Consider the following 14,514-nt stretch of genomic DNA (forward strand, 5'->3'; position numbering starts at 1 on the left):
GCTTCTCCTTCTGCGGCTGTCGGTCAGTCACGTTCGCCGCCCAGGGCCATCCGGACGAGTTCGTCGACGGCCATGGCGTTGATGTCGGCGGCGGGAGCCGGCGTGTCCGGTGTCTCCGGCCGGTCGGCGAGGTGCGCCCCGGCGGCCTTCCCGGTGCCGGCGGGGTCGCCCGGCCCGTCGGGTACCAGGCGCCCGGTGAGGTGGGCGGCGACGGCGGCCGGGGTGGGGTGGTCGAAGACCAGGGTGGCGGGCAGCCGGCGGCCGGTGGCGGCGCCGAGCCGGTTGCGGAGTTCGACGGAGGTGAGCGAGTCGAAGCCGAGGTCCTTGAACGCCTGGTCCGGGTCGACGGCCTCGGGTCCGCCGTGGCCGAGGATGTCGGCGACCCGGCTCCGTACCAGGTCGAGCAGGGTGGCGACGCGTTCCTCCGGGGTGAGGCCGGTCAGCCGGCGGCGCAGCGAGTCCGCTTCGGCGGCGTCCGCCCCGGAGGCGGGGCGGCGTGCGGTACCGGGGACCAGGGCGGCGAGCAGGGCCGGGACGGGTCCGGTCCGGGCTGCCGTCCGGAGCCGGCCGAGGTCGATCTTGACCGGGACGAGCAGCGGTTCGTCCAGGGTGAGCGCCGCGTCGAACAGGGCCAGGCCCTCTTCGCTGCCGATGGCCGCGGTGCCTCCCCGGGACATCCGCCGCAGGTCGGCGGCGGTGAGCGTGCCGGTCATGGTGCTGCGGCGCGCCCACAGGCCCCAGGCGAGCGACTGGGCGGGCAGTTTCAGGGCACGGCGGTGCTGGGCGAGCGCGTCGAGGAAGGCGTTGGCGGCCGCGTAGTTGCCCTGCCCGGCGTTGCCGACCGTGGCGGACGCGGAGGAGAACAGGACGAAGGCCGACAGCGCGAGGTCACGGGTGAGGTTGTGCAGGTTGAGGGCTGCGTCGACCTTGGGCCGCAGGACGTGGCGCATCCGCCCGGGGGTCAGCGACTCGATCGTCCCGTCGTCCAGGACGCCGGCCGCGTGGACGACCGCGTTCAGCGGGCGGTCGGCGGGGATGCCGGCGAGCAGCGCGGCGAGCGCGTCCCGGTCGGCGACGTCACAGGCCTCCACGTCCACCCGGGCGCCGAGGCCGCGCAGTTCGGCGGCGAGGTCGGTCAGGCCCGGGGCGTCCGTGCCGCGCCTGCCGACGAGCAGCAGGTTCCGTACGCCGTGCGCGGTCACGAGGTGCTGTGCCACCAGGCCGCCGAGCGCGCCGCCGGCCCCGGTGACGAGGACGGTTCCCCCGGCCGCGGCGATACCGGACGGTGTGTCCGGGTCCGAGCCCGAGAGCGCGTCCGGGGCCGGGTTCGGGTCCGTGGCGACGGTGGCCCTGGTGAGGCGGGCGGCGAGGAGCTCTCCGCCGCGTATCGCCAGTTGGGGTTCCGTTCCGGCCAGTGCCCGGGGCAGCAGGCCGGCCACGGCGGCCGGGTCGTCGGTGTCGATCAGCAGGAAGCGGTCCGGGTGCTCGGACTGGGCGGAGCGGACGAGGCCGCGGACCGCGGCGCCGGTGAGGTCGGTGACCTCCTCGCCGGCTGCCGTGGAGACCGCACCCCGGGTGACGAGCACGAGCCGGGTGCCGTCGTCCCACCGCGGGTCGGCCAGCCAGTCCTGGACGAGCCGCAGGGCGTCGTCCAGTGCGGTGTGCACGGATGCGGCGTCGGGCGGGGACGAAAGGTCCGGGGTGTGGTCGCACCAGGCCAGCACGGCGGCGGGCGACGGCGCTCCCCCGTCCAGCGCGGCACCGAGCGCGGCCAGGTCCGGATGGCTGTCCGGGAAGAGTTCCCGGCCGCCGAGGACAGCCCAGTGTCCGAGGGGGTCGGCGGGTGCGGTGGCGGGCACCGCCGACCACTGCACCCGGTAGAGGGATTCCGGGCCGCCGCCCGGGCGGAGGGTGTCGAGGTCGATCGAGCGGACGGCGAGCGCCTCGACCGACGCGACCGGGAGGCCGTTCGAGTCGGTCGCGTCGATCGACACCGATCCGTCCGGCCGGAAGCCGAGCCGTACCCTGAGCGCGGTGGCTCCGGAGGCGTGCAGCCCGACTCCGCTCCAGGAGAACGGCAGTCCGGCGGACGGCCGGTCCGTGCCCGATTCGATGTCCGGCCGAGCCCGCAGGAACAGCCCCTGGAGGGCGGCGTCCAGGAGGGCGGGGTGCACGCCGAAGGCGGAGGCGGACCGGTGCTGGTCCTCGGGCAGACGTACCTCGGTGAAGATCTCGTCACCCCGGCGCCAGGCAGCGGTGAGCCCGCGGAAGGCGGGTCCGTAGCCGTAACCGGAGGCACGGAACCGCTCGTACAGGTCGTCGACGGGGATCGGGACGGCGCCGGGCGGGGGCCAGGAGCCGGCGTCGTCCGGTACGGCCGAGGACGACGGCTCGCGGGTCGTGGCGTCGGCGGTGAGCCTGCCGGTCGCGTGCGCGGTCCAGTGCGGGGTCACCGCGTCCTCGCGGCAGGAGAACAGGTCCAGTGAGCGGCTGCCGTGCGCGTCCGTGGCGCCGACCCGGACCTGCAGGCGGACGGCGGTATCGGCGGGTATCAACAGCGGTGACTGGAGCGTCAGTTCCTCCACCGTGCGGCAGCCGGCCTCGTCCGCGGCGCGTACCGCGAGTTCCGCGAAGGCCGCGCCGGGCAGCAGGACCGTACCGGCCACCGCATGGTCGGCGAGCCAGGGGTGGGTACGCAGCGAGATCCGGCCCGTGAGCAGCAGTTCACCCGTGTCGGCCAGTTCGATGGCCGCTCCGAGGACGGGGTGGTCGGCCGGATCGAGCCCGGCCGCGCCCACATCGGCCGCCGCGGTGGGCGCCGGCTCGGGCCAGTAGCGGGTGCGCTGGAAGGCGTACGTCGGCAGGTCCACCCGCCGCGCGCCCGGGAACGCACCCGGCCAGTCCACCCCCAGCCCGCACTCCCAGGCACGGCCGACCGCACGCAACACCTGCGCCGGGCCGCCCTCCCCACGACGCAAGGTCCCCAGCACCACGGCCTCCACACCCGCGGCCTCCACCGACTCCCCCACCGCCACACCCAGCACCGCATGCGGACTGGACTCGACGAAGAACCGGAAACCCTCCCCCAACAACGCCGCCGTGGCCTGCCCGAACTCCACCGTCTCCCGCAGATTCCGGTACCAGTACTCGGCGTCCAGGACCTCCGTGTCCAGCCAGCCGCCCGTCACCGTCGAGAAGAACGGCACAGAACCCGCGAGAGGAGCGATGCCGTCCAGGTCGGCGAGCAGCTGCTCGCGGACCTCCTCCACGTGCGCGGAGTGCGACGCATAGTCGACCTCGATCAGCCGCGCCCGCACCCCCTCCCCCACGAGTTCTTCCACCAGCGCCGCCACCGCGTCCGCGTCACCCGACACCACCGTCGACGACGGACCGTTCACCGCCGCCACCGACAACCGGCCCGCGATCCGCTCCCGCACCGCCTCCACCGGCAGCGGCAGCGAGGCCATCCCGCCACGGCCCGCCAACGCACCCACCGCACGGGAACGCAACGCCACCACCCGCGCCCCGTCCTCCAGACTCAGGCCACCCGCCACGCACGCCGCGGCGATCTCGCCCTGCGAGTGGCCCACCACCGCGTCCGGAACGACCCCGAACGAACGCCACACCTCCGCCAGCGACACCATCACCGCCCACAGCACCGGCTGCACCACATCCACCCGCGCCAACAGCGCCTCCGAACCCAGCGCCTCCGCCAACGACCAGTCCACGTAAGGCGCCAACGCACGCTCGCACTCCGCCATCCGTTCCCCGAACGCCTCCGATTCGGCCAACAGCTCCGCAGCCATCCCCACCCACTGCGAACCCTGACCCGGGAACACCAGCACCACCCGACCGGAAACCAACCCGCCGCCGGACACCGACCCCAGTGCCAAACGCCCATCCGCCAGCGCCTTCACGCCGTCGAGCAACTCGCTCCGGTCCCCGCCCACCACCACGGCACGGTGCTCGAAGGACGCACGCCCCACCGCCAGCGAATAGCCCACGTCTGCCGTGTCGAGCCCGGGCTCCGCCACCACCCGCGCCGCCAACGCCCCCGCCTGCGCCCGCAGGGCCTGCGCACTGCGCGCCGACACCGGCCACACCACCGGCCCAGGACGCCGGGCACCCTCCACCGCCCCGGCCGGAGCCTCGGCCGGCGCAGACTCCAAGATCACGTGAGCGTTGGTCCCGCTGATGCCGAAGGAGGACACACCCGCCCGGCGCGGGCGGCCCGTGTCGTCCCACGCACGGGCCTCCGTCAGCAACCGCCCGGCTCCCGCCGACCAGTCCACCTCGGGCGTCGGACCGTCCACGTGCAGCGTCCTGGGCATCACGCCGTGCCGCAGCGCCAGCACCGACTTGATGACACCGGCCACCCCCGCCGCGGCCTGGGCATGGCCGATGTTCGACTTCAGCGAGCCGATCCACACCGGACGGTCCGCCGGACGGCCCTGCCCGTACGTCGCCAGCAGGGCCTGCGCCTCGATCGGGTCGCCCAGCCGCGTCCCCGTACCGTGCGCCTCCACCACGTCCACGTCCGAGGCCACCAGCCCCGCGTCCGCGAGCGCCGCCCGGATCACCCGCTGCTGCGACGGGCCGTTCGGCGCGGTCAGTCCGTTGCTCGCACCGTCCTGGTTCGTGGCCGAACCCCGCACCACCGCCAGCACCGGATGCCCGTTGCGCCGCGCGTCCGACAAACGCTCCAGCAGCAGCATCCCCACGCCCTCGGCCAGGCCGAAGCCGTCGGCGGCTGCCGAGAAGGCCTTGCAGCGGCCGTCCGGGGCCAGACCGCCCTGACGGCTGAACTCCACGAACATGCCGACCGTGGACATCACGGTCGCGCCGCCCGCCAGCGCCAGCGAGCACTCACCCGACCGCAGCGCCCGTACCGCGAGGTGCAGGGCCACCAGCGAGGACGAGCACGCCGTGTCGACGGTGACCGCCGCTCCCTCCAGACCGAGGGTGTAGGCCAGTCGGCCCGACGCGACGCTTCCGGTGTTGCCGGTCAGCAGGTGGCCGCCCTCGTCGGCGCCCTGTTCGAGAGTGGGCCCGTAGTCCATGGTCATCGCCCCGACGTAGACGCCCGCCGGGGTCCGCCGCAGGGTGGCCGGGTCGATCCCGGCCCGCTCCAGCGCTTCCCAGGTCGTCTCCAGCAGCAGCCGCTGCTGCGGGTCCATGGCCAGGGCCTCGCGCGGCGAGATGCCGAAGAACTCCGCGTCGAAGTCCGCCGCGCCGGCGAGCGAACCCGCCTCCCGCTGGTAGTACCGGCCCGGCGTCCCCGGTGCGGGGTCGTACCGACCGGCGGTGTCCCAACCGCGGTCGTCGGGCAGCGCGGAGACGGCGTCGGCACCTGCCGACACCAGCTCCCAGAGCTCGTCGGGGCTACCGACCCCGCCGGGGTAGCGGCAGCCCATGCCGACGATCACCACGGGGTCGTCGTCCTCGGCCCGCCGCACCGGCTCGTCCGCGTCCGTGTTCCTGTCGGCTCGGTCGCCGCCGATCGCGGCGCAGAGATACTCGGCCAGGGCCATCGGGGTCGGGCAGTCGAAGGCAACCGTCGCCGGGATGCGCAGCGCCGTCGCCGCACTCAGCCGGTTGCGCAGCTCCACGGCGGTGACGGAGTCGAATCCCAGGTCGAGGAAGGCCAGGTCAGGGGGGACCGGACCGGACCGGCCGGTCAGCGCGGCGATCTCCTCGCCCACCAGCCGTGCCAGCGCGGCACGCCGCTCCGGTACGTCCAATCCGGCCAGCTCCGCGCGGAACGCGGCACCGGCATCCCGGTCACCGCCCGCGCCGTCCGGCCCGTTCACGTCCGCCGGGCCGGGCTCCGCGAGCGCCGCCAGGGCAGCCGCCGGCAGTTCCCGCACCCGGGCGTGCTGCCCGGAGAACAGCGCTTCCCGTTCCGGAGTGACCCCGTGCACGTACAGGTCACCGAGCGAGGTCAGGAACCGGCCCGGACCGCCCTGGTCGCGGCGCAGCGTCCCGAGGACGGCGGCCTGCGTGCCGTGTTCCTCCGCACAGTCCGCGAGGGCAGAGGTCAGCACGGTGTGCGGGCTGACCTCCAGCAGGACCCCGTACCCGTCCCTCAGCAGGGCCCCGGCCGCCTGATGGAACCTGACCGTGTTGCGCAGGTTGCGGCACCAGTAGTCGGCGTCCAGGAGCGGGACGTCCAGTCGTCCCCCGGTCAGTCCGGAGTAGTAGGGCAGATGCGGTGTGCGGGGGCGGATCGGTGCGAGGTCGGCGCGCATCCGGGGGACGATCGCGTCGATGTGGGGGGAATGGGCGGCCAGGCCCACCGCGATCCGCCGTGCGTGCACCGCGTCCGAGGCCAGGTCGGCGAGGAGTTCGGCCGCGGCGTCGCGGTCGCCGGAGACGATCACGGACCGCGGGCCGTTGTGCGCGGCAACGACGAGGCGGCCGTCCCAGCGGCGCAACCGCGGCTCGACCTCGCCGGCCGGGGCCATGACGGAGACCATGTCGCCCTGCCCGGCCAGGGTCGCCTGGGCCTGACTCCACAGGGCCACCACCCGCGCGGAGTCGTCCAGGGACAGCGCGCCGCAGACCGCGGCGGCGGTGACCTCGCCGACGCTGTGCCCGAGCACCGCGGCCGGTTCCACGCCGTGGGAGCGCCACAGCGCGGCGAGCGACACCGTCACGGCGAACAGCAGGGGCTGCACCACGTCGGCCCGGTCCCCCGCGGGTGCGCCCGACGCGTCCGGGGCGCGGAGCACGTCGATCGGCGACCAGTCGACGAACGGTTCCAGGGCCTGCGCGCACGCGTCCATCCGGTCGCGGAACACCGTGGAGGTGTCCAACAGGTCCACCGCCATCCGGGGCCATTGCGCGCCCTGCCCGGGAAACACGAAGGCGACCCGCCCGCCTGCCCCTGCGGCGCCCTCCAGCAGGCCGGGCATGCTCCTGCCGTCGGCGAGCGCGTCCAGCCGCTGCAGGAATCCGTCACGGCCGTCCGCCACCACTGCCGCCCGCCGGCTCCCCTCGGAAGCGGTGCGCGCGAGGGTGAACGCGATGTCCTGGGGGCTCCAGTCGTCACGACCGGCCAGGTACGCGTGCAGGCCGCGCGCGCCGGCCGCCAGCGACTCCTTGCCGCTGCCGGCCAGTGTCCACAGCAGCGGTGCTTCCGTACCGTCGGGGTGCGTCATCGTGACTTCGGACTCCTTCACGGCGATCAGGACCATCAGTCGCCGGACCGTGGCGGGGCGCCCGTTCCCACGGGTCGCGCGCCGACCGGGACGCCTTCGTCATGCCCGGCGTGTACCGCCACCGGACGTGCGACGTCGATCTTGCCCAAGTCGCATAGCGTCCCGATAGCGCAGGCCGCGACACGGTGCGGGTACGGGGAGCGGGCGGGTCGCGGCGCAGCGGGAGAGCCGCGCGCACCCCGTGGGCCGGGTCAGCCGTCCGTTCCGGATCCGGGTGGCACCGGGGAAGGGGCTCAGTCGCCTTCCGGCAGCCGGCGGGCCGCCGCGCCCCGGGCGGACTGCACCGCACCGAACCAACTGCCCACGGCTACAACCGTGGTAATGGCCAGCAACAGGCCGGACGGGCCAGGACAACTGTGCGCCGACGGCGAGGCCGATGAACAGGAGTGCGCACGAGCCGAACAGCGCGGCCCAGGGCACCCTGCTGTTCTTCAGCAATGCGCCCGTCGGCGCCGTTGTCCACCGGCGGTGCCGGAACGGCGCCTGCTCGGAGAGTGAGTGGTCTAGCGGCCAGGTGACCTCTCACGCCTGTACGGAGAGCGTCCGGGCTTCCTGACTGTCCTGGATCACGGCTACCGGCTCTCCTCGGCGGGGTACGCCCAGAAGGAGGGCACGGCCGGCCCGGCGGGCGACCCGGACCTGGCGCTCGCCCGGCTCCGCACCTACCTGCAGCGGCGTGCCGACATCCTGGGAGGCTCCGAGACGCTACCCCCGCCCGTGACCGAGGCGTCCCTCGCCGACGCCGAGCGCCGCCTCGGCCGACCGCTGCCCGCCGACCTGCGGGCGCGGTACCTGTTCGCCGACGGCAGTGGGGACGACGCCCGTGGCCGCCCCGACGAGTGCTATGCCGATCCCGAGCTGCGGTCCGGTGGAGTCCCCCAGGACATGCCACCCGGCCTCCAGGCCGTCCTGATCCAGACCAACGCCCCCACCAGCCCGATGGACCTCACCCCGCTCGCCGCCGCCCCCCACCTGCGGCGACTCGAACTCAAGCGCCGCCCCGTCACCGACCTGGCCCCCATCCGGGACCTGCCCGTCGAGTCCCTGGCCGTCGACCTCCACGGCGGCGACCTGACACCACTCAACGGCCACCGGCACCTCCGCTCGCTGGACCTCGCCACCACCGCCACGACCGACCTCACCCCACTGCGCACGGCATCAAATCTGCACGGCCTGGATCTCTCCCAGGCCGTGGTCCAGGACCTGACCGTGCTCGCGGACTTCCCGCACCTGCGCTACCCGGCCCTGACCGGCAGCCAGTGGGCCGTCCTGCTGGACGAGGACAAGGTGCCTCCTTCCTCGGCCGCCGCCCGCCTGGCCGAGCGCGACGCGTCCCGCACCGAGACGCTGTCCTGGGCGGCGAGGCTCGGCCTGCCCGTCGGGGCGTCTTTCGTCATCTCCGGGACTCTCGCTTCGGACGGTGAGATCGGCCGCACCCGGTAGACGGCCGTCGGCTTCTCGGGCGAGGACGACGATGGTCAGCACGCCGTTGGAGTGCGCGCTCAGGCCGCTGCGTCATCCCACCGGAACTCCGGACGGATCCCCCGTTTGATCAGGTCCCGCCCGAGGATCTGGAGCTGGAACATGGCCGCCACGTTCGGCGGCGCGCCGGACGTCCAGCACGTCTCCAGGTCGACCAGCAGCTTCGACAGGGTGCGGTTGAACTCGGTCGAGGGGTTCGGCCGATCCTGGGACGGCGCGAAGTGGTACACCTCCGGCAGGTTGACAGGAGATCCGCCGAAGCTCCACTTGTCGCCGGTCTTGACCAGCCGCTTCTGGACGTAGAGCTCCTTGAACAAGTAGTAGTGCGCGTGGCCGCTGTCCCCCTCCCCCGGCGGCTGATCGGGTGAGCCCTGCGTCCCCTCCCCCTCGGTCTTGATCCGGTCGATCGTGTCGATCGCGTCGGCGACGGTTCTGATCGGCTTCGCGAAAGGCACCTCCACCGCGTGGGCCTTCGGGTCGATCGCCGGCTCGAGCTTCTGGAACGTCTGGATGATCGTGTCGTAGAAGGCGCCGATCGTGGCCGGCGGCCGCCCGGTGCGGAGGGCGATCGGGGGGAACTCCGGGTACTCGATCTGCATGAACACCGCGAGCTGGTCCTTGACCAGTGGCTTCAGATCGACCGGAAGCCGCTGCGGAATGCCGCCGGGCAGCTCGTCGGCCGGATAGGTCGGCAGAAAGTCCGGGTGCGCGATCGACGGCCGGCCGCCGATCGCGGCCAGCAGGTTGCCGGCCAGCGCGAAGTGGTTCATCTCCTGGCTGACGATTCTGTGCAGCACACCCTCGGTGCGGTCCGGGTCGACCTTGACCGACCACTGCGCACACAGGTACGGCGGGATGGTGGCGAATTCCAGCCGCATCGCGAGGTGCAAGGCGCCTTTGAGGTCGTCCAGCGGCAGAACTCCCGTCTCGACGTACTCCCTGATGGTCTTCATGCGCGGAGTGCCCGCAGCCGCCGGATTCACGCTACAGCCCCAACTTCCTGAATTCGTCGTCGATGATGCGCTGCGCCTCCGGCGGGATGCCCGGGAAGGCGAGCAACGGCACGTTCCCGGGATAGCCGATCGCCTTGAAGCCGACGTCGGAGGTGAAGTAGCCGATGAGCAGCAGGGCCCGGAACCTGATGAAGAAGCTCCGGTCCGTCGCGGTGGTCGACGCGATCTGGTCGACGATCGTGCGCTGCCGGGAGCCGTCCAGTTCGACGAACCCCGTCCCGAACTGGCGCCGCGCCTCCGCGTCGACCATGGCGAGGCCGGTCGTGATGACGGTCCTGTGGCCCTGCTGCGTCGGGTAGGGAGCGCTCACCCAGTCGTCGAGGAAGTCGGCGATCCCCATCGCACTCGGCGCCGGGTACTCGGCGGTGCCCGGCAGAACGATGTCGGCGAGGGCCGCGGCGAGTGCGCGCTCGCGCTCCGAGAGCGTGCGCGGCCAAGGTGTGTGCGGCGTCACGAGGTTGGGGTCGGTGCCGTAGCCCTGCGGTGCGACACCGACCCCGGCGGCACTGTGCTGGTCCATCTCTTCCTCTCGCTTCCGATGTACCGTCATCCGGTCGCCCTCGCTCGGCTTTTGGGCGCCTGGTGCGGTCAGATCCCGCCGTTCCGCAGCAGTTCGAGGATGCGGGCCGAACTCCGCGCGGCCAGGGCGAGGATGGTGAGCGTGGGGTTCTTGTCCGGGCTCGACGCGAACGCGGCGCCGTCGACGACGAACAGGTTCCTCACGTCCCAGCACTGGTTGTAGGCGTCGAGCACGGAGTTCTGCGGCGAGGTCCCCATCCGCGCGCCGCCGACCTCGTGGACCGCTCCGCCGCCCTGCGGCATCGCGACGGGACTGGTGTCCGGTGCGCCGCCGAGCAGGCTGAAGACCTTGTTGAAGGTGTCGTGCATGTGCGTGACCTGCCGGACTTCCGAATCTCCCCATTTCCAGTGGAACCGCAGGACCGGAACTCCCCACTTGTCCTTGCCCGTCGGATCGAGCTCGCAGAAGGAGTCCTCGTTCGGGATCATCTCGCCTTCGCCGATGAGGGTGACGTCCGTGCCGTACTTCCGCCGGACCTCCGTCCGCAGGGCGTCGCCGTAGGTCGCGCTGCCGTCGTCGATCAGGTTCTTGACGCCGGTGGTCGGCATCCTGCGGCCCCCGCGCGGCTCGATGTGGTACCCGCGCGGGAACCCGAGCTGCCCGGCGGCCTGCTCGGGCAGCAGCCACCACGGCACGTAGATGTGCGGGGTGAAGATGCCGTCGTCGTTCAGCACGGGGAGTTTTTCGAGCATCGGAATTCGCGACGAGCGCGAGAACTCGACCGAGTCCATCAGGTACTTGCCGACCAGCCCGTGGCCGTTTCCGATCCCGTTGGGGAACGCGGCGCTTCGCGAGTTGAGCAGGATGCGCACCGACGAGCAGGTTCCCGCCGCCAGCACCACCACTCGCCCCGTGACCGAGAACTCGGAGCCGGTCACCCGGTCGTTGTAGGTGACCCCTGTGGCCCGCCCGGTCGCGTCGACGTCGACCCGGGACACCATGGCGTTGCACACGACGGTGAGGTTGCCGGTGGCGCGGGCGGGGGGAATGAGGACGGTCGTGCTCTGGAAGTTGGAGCGGCTGGCGCAGCCACGGGTGCACTGGGTCGAGTACAGGCACGCCGCGCGGCCGTTCAACGGGCGGGTGAGCACGGCCGCCCGGATCGCCGCCACCTTCATGCCCAGGTGCTCGAACGCCCGGCCGAGGACGATCTCGAAGGCACGCGGGGACGGCGGTGGGAGCTGGACGCCGGGCGGGGAGTCGGGGGCGTTCTCGATCCCGTGGGGAAGGCCGGTGACGCCGACGAGGCGTTCGGCCTTGTCGTACCACGGCGCCAGGTCGGCGTACTCGATCGGCCAGTCGAAGCCCAGTCCGTCACGGGTCTTCGGCTTGAAGTCGTACGGTCCGAAGCGCAGCGCCACCCGACCCCAGTGGTTGGTGCGGCCGCCCAGCATCCGCGGCCGCCACCAGCTGAACTGATTCGACTTGTCCGGATTCGGGGGGTCCGCCTGGCTGTAGGGCTCACCGGCGATCTGCGAGCCGCCGTCGACGGTGGCGTCGTAGAAGCCCTGCGGCTTGTCCGACGTCGAGGCCGCCCGCAGCGGCGCGTCCTGCGGCGTGTTGAACATCGGCGTCTCGGTCCCGGGATCGTAGTCCCGGCCCGCCTCCAGCATCAGGACCCGAGCGCCCGCCGCACAGAGCTCGTGCGCCGCCATTCCGCCGGCAGCCCCGGAGCCGACGATGATGACGTCGAACGCCTGGATATCGGACACGGTCCCACTCTTCTCACCGGATGTCGCTGCGCGATACAAGAAAGTCACTCTCAGTGACCAGATGCGGACAAGTCTCACACAGGCTGCGATCAGCCGCGACCGGTGGATCCAGGCGTGGGCCTGGAAGGCGGCCTCGCGGTCGCGGTCGGCGATCTCCCGTTGGTGACGCTCACGGCGCACGGCCTGCTGGAGGGCGTGCGCTCCTTGTCGGTGAGCACGGGCAACCACAGCGGCCCAAGGCCCCTGTCCAGGGGGTGGAATTCCGCACGGCGCAGGAGTTCGACCAGCTCTTCGTCGGGCATCCGCTGCTGTGGCACCTGGTGCGCCGCCTGCTGTGGCTGTCCGAGACGGACGGCGGGATGACGGCGTTCCGCATCGCCGAGGACCGCACCCTGGCGGACGTCCGGGCCCAGGCGTTCGCGCTGCCGGCCACCGCCTCCGTCCGGCTGGCGCACCCGCTCCTGCTCGGCGACGACCTCGCCGACTGGTCGGAGCTGTTCGCCGACTACGAGATCCGCAGCCATTCCGCCAGCTCGGCCGCCCGGTGTACGCGCTGACCGACGAGGAGCGGGCCGGCCGCCGCCTGACCCACTTCGAGAACCGTCCGGTGCTGCCCACCACCCGGCTGGTCGGCATGGAACGGCGCGGCTGGCGGCGCGGCGAGCCCCAGGACGACGGCGTCGAGCGGTGGCTGTCCCGCCGGGTCGGGCCCGACCTCTACGTGGTGATCGCCCCGGAGGGCGGCATCGCGGTCAACATGTTCGACTCGGCCCGCAGGGGCGGCGGTGAGCGGGACGCTCAGGGCGGCGATCATGTCGACGTCCTGGAACAGCCGGTCCCGTGAGGTGAGGTGAGGTGAGGTGAATCCTCTCGGGCCCGCGCTGGCGTCTCGGGTTCGTCGTGAAGAGCATGCAGCCCTCCAGCGGGATCAGTCCGTAGTACGGAGACGCGCCACTGCCGCCCATGTTGGTGAGGAAGTCCCGATAGGGCCGCGGAAGTTCCACGTCGCACTCGGCCTCGAAGGCGTCCGCCTGCCCTTCGGTGAGGCGGGGCCGAGACGGAACTCGTGCCGCGCCTCCCCGAAGGAGTGGCTTCGGGTGGGCGCGTAGGGGACGCGTGCCAGGCCGACCCGGCCGAACATCTGGCGCTTGCGCATCTTGATCGCCGGAGCCGGTGGACCGCGCAGCGGGTGCAACACGTGCCCCGTGACGGTCGATCCTCCTCTTTGCCACTGGATCTCGCTCGAACTCGGCTTGTCGCCACGACGGTCACTCGAAAGTGACGGGCGGGAAGTGTGATTTCCGTCTCGTGTCCGCCATCGGCTTCGCTATGCTCCAGACCTCATCGTCCGGGAGTGGGCAGGAGGGTCCCTTGGTGGCCCAAGTAACAATCAATGAAGGTGTGTTGTGGGTAGGTGGCGAGGCCTATCCGCTGCGCAACATCTCCCATGTCGGCCAGAGACGACTGACCGTCGACAAGGGTGCCGCGTGGAGGAAGTTCATCCTGCAGAGCATCGGCTGGTTCATCCTGGGCGGCATATTCGCCTCTTTCGCCGGCACCGTGGGAACGATCGTCTTCCTCGCCGTCGAGGCACTTCTGGTCTGGAGGCTGGTCTCGGCCCTGCAGAAGCCCCCGGTGTACGGCCTGGTCCTCAACACCTCCGGCACCCAGCGTGAGGCCGTCTGGTCCACGCGGCAGGAGGAGATCCAGCAGTTGATCTACGAGATCACCAAGGCGATCGGCAATCCCGACGTCGCACAGACAGTCATCAACGTGGCCCACGCGGTACAGGGGGACGTCATCCACCAGTACGGCGACGGCAGCATCGGCAAGGCCCAGCACAGCGGCAGCGGGAACATCGGAGGATCATGAGCGGCGACCACATCCAGCAGTACGGCTCGGGCAGCATCGGCAAGGCCGAGCACACCGGTTCCGGTGACATCGTGGCCGGCGGCAAGACCGTCGGCGCGACCGCAGGAGGACCCGCGGTGGAGGCCCTCCTGCGGGAGATCGAGAAACTACGCCCGCACCTGGACGAGAACGACCGGGCAGAGGTGGACACGGCGGCCGGCTCGATCGCCGAGGAGACGTCTGCGGAGCGTCGGCGTGGCCTGGTTCAGCGCATCTCCGGAATCGCGGCGCTGGTCGGCGAGGTGGGCGTGCCGGTGATCGCGGCCGCGAAGGCGCTGCTGGCGGGCTGAGGCGGCAGATCGGCGGCTGTGCGAGTTGAAGCGATGGGCGTGTCCCGGGTGCGCCCGGGACACGCCTTGGCCGTGCTCGGGGCAGGCACAGGCGTCATGGGCGCGGTGACCGGGTGAGCACTGCCCGCCTCGGCGGGCGCGGCGGCACGCCGTGGACGATGGCCTGACGGCCACCCGGACGGCCAGGGCCACCACGGTCTGGACGCCGACCCGGCGCAGCGGGACAGCGGTGTGGCGGCGGCCAGGACCGCGAGCGGGGACGGCGGCCCGGCGCACGGGCCGGCAGCGCGGACGGGCGGCGGGGTG

The 14,514-nt window shown here is 72.4% G+C and carries 7 protein-coding genes and 1 pseudogene; 4 read left to right on the forward strand and 4 right to left on the reverse strand.

The features are described 5' to 3' along the window. Positions 1–23: 23 nt before the first annotated feature. Positions 24–7,160: an SDR family NAD(P)-dependent oxidoreductase gene (locus ACWGJO_RS05890; protein ID WP_452182339.1), complete on the reverse strand. Its 7,137-nt coding sequence runs from the start codon at positions 7,158–7,160 to the stop codon at positions 24–26. 777 nt (positions 7,161–7,937) lie between these two features. Between ACWGJO_RS05890 and ACWGJO_RS05895 the strand changes: the two genes are divergently transcribed. Next, a complete protein-coding gene (locus tag ACWGJO_RS05895; protein ID WP_452182340.1) occupies positions 7,938–8,663 on the forward strand; it encodes a hypothetical protein in 726 nt (241 codons plus the stop codon). Between the two features lie 59 nt (positions 8,664–8,722). Here the strand turns inward: ACWGJO_RS05895 and ACWGJO_RS05900 are convergent, their stop codons facing one another. The 3 genes from ACWGJO_RS05900 to ACWGJO_RS05910 all read right to left on the reverse strand — a co-directional run bounded on the left by ACWGJO_RS05900 (position 8,723) and on the right by ACWGJO_RS05910 (position 12,187). Beyond that, the gene (locus ACWGJO_RS05900) at positions 8,723–9,655 is read right to left on the reverse strand and encodes a ferritin-like domain-containing protein (protein WP_452182341.1); all 933 of its coding nucleotides are present in this window, start codon (positions 9,653–9,655) and stop codon (positions 8,723–8,725) included. A gap of 31 nt (positions 9,656–9,686) precedes the next feature. Next, complete coding sequence (locus ACWGJO_RS05905) at positions 9,687–10,235, reverse strand: gluconate 2-dehydrogenase subunit 3 family protein (protein WP_452182342.1); 549 nt, start codon at positions 10,233–10,235, stop codon at positions 9,687–9,689. Positions 10,236–10,303: 68 nt separating this feature from the next. Further along, positions 10,304–12,187 carry a GMC oxidoreductase gene (locus ACWGJO_RS05910; RefSeq protein ID WP_452182343.1) on the reverse strand — a complete coding sequence of 628 codons (1,884 nt, stop codon included), beginning with the start codon at positions 12,185–12,187 and terminating at the stop codon, positions 10,304–10,306. A 140-nt stretch (positions 12,188–12,327) separates the two neighbouring features. Between ACWGJO_RS05910 and ACWGJO_RS05915 the strand changes: the two are divergent. The 3 genes and pseudogenes from ACWGJO_RS05915 (at position 12,328) to ACWGJO_RS05925 (ending at position 14,208) form a co-directional block, all read left to right on the forward strand. Continuing rightward, positions 12,328–12,851, forward strand: a pseudogene (locus ACWGJO_RS05915) (DUF4132 domain-containing protein). A 485-nt stretch (positions 12,852–13,336) separates the two neighbouring features. After that, entirely contained in the window at positions 13,337–13,879 is a 543-nt protein-coding gene (locus tag ACWGJO_RS05920) for a DUF6232 family protein (RefSeq protein WP_452182365.1), read from the forward strand. Further along, the gene (locus ACWGJO_RS05925) at positions 13,876–14,208 is read left to right on the forward strand and encodes a hypothetical protein (RefSeq protein ID WP_449807809.1); all 333 of its coding nucleotides are present in this window, start codon (positions 13,876–13,878) and stop codon (positions 14,206–14,208) included. The genes ACWGJO_RS05920 and ACWGJO_RS05925 overlap by 4 nt, the downstream gene beginning before the upstream one ends. Positions 14,209–14,514 lie beyond the last annotated feature (306 nt).

Source organism: Kitasatospora sp. NPDC054795, assembly GCF_053611565.1.

Excerpts from the sequence above, each read along its gene's own strand:
- ACWGJO_RS05890 (WP_452182339.1), bottom strand. The coding sequence starts at position 7,160 with ATGACGCACCCCGACGGTACGGAAGCACCGCTGCTGTGGACACTGGCC.
- ACWGJO_RS05900 (WP_452182341.1), bottom strand. The coding sequence starts at position 9,655 with ATGAAGACCATCAGGGAGTACGTCGAGACGGGAGTTCTGCCGCTGGAC.
- ACWGJO_RS05905 (WP_452182342.1), bottom strand. The coding sequence starts at position 10,235 with ATGGACCAGCACAGTGCCGCCGGGGTCGGTGTCGCACCGCAGGGCTAC.
- ACWGJO_RS05920 (WP_452182365.1), top strand. The coding sequence starts at position 13,337 with ATGCTCCAGACCTCATCGTCCGGGAGTGGGCAGGAGGGTCCCTTGGTG.
- ACWGJO_RS05925 (WP_449807809.1), top strand. The coding sequence starts at position 13,876 with ATGAGCGGCGACCACATCCAGCAGTACGGCTCGGGCAGCATCGGCAAG.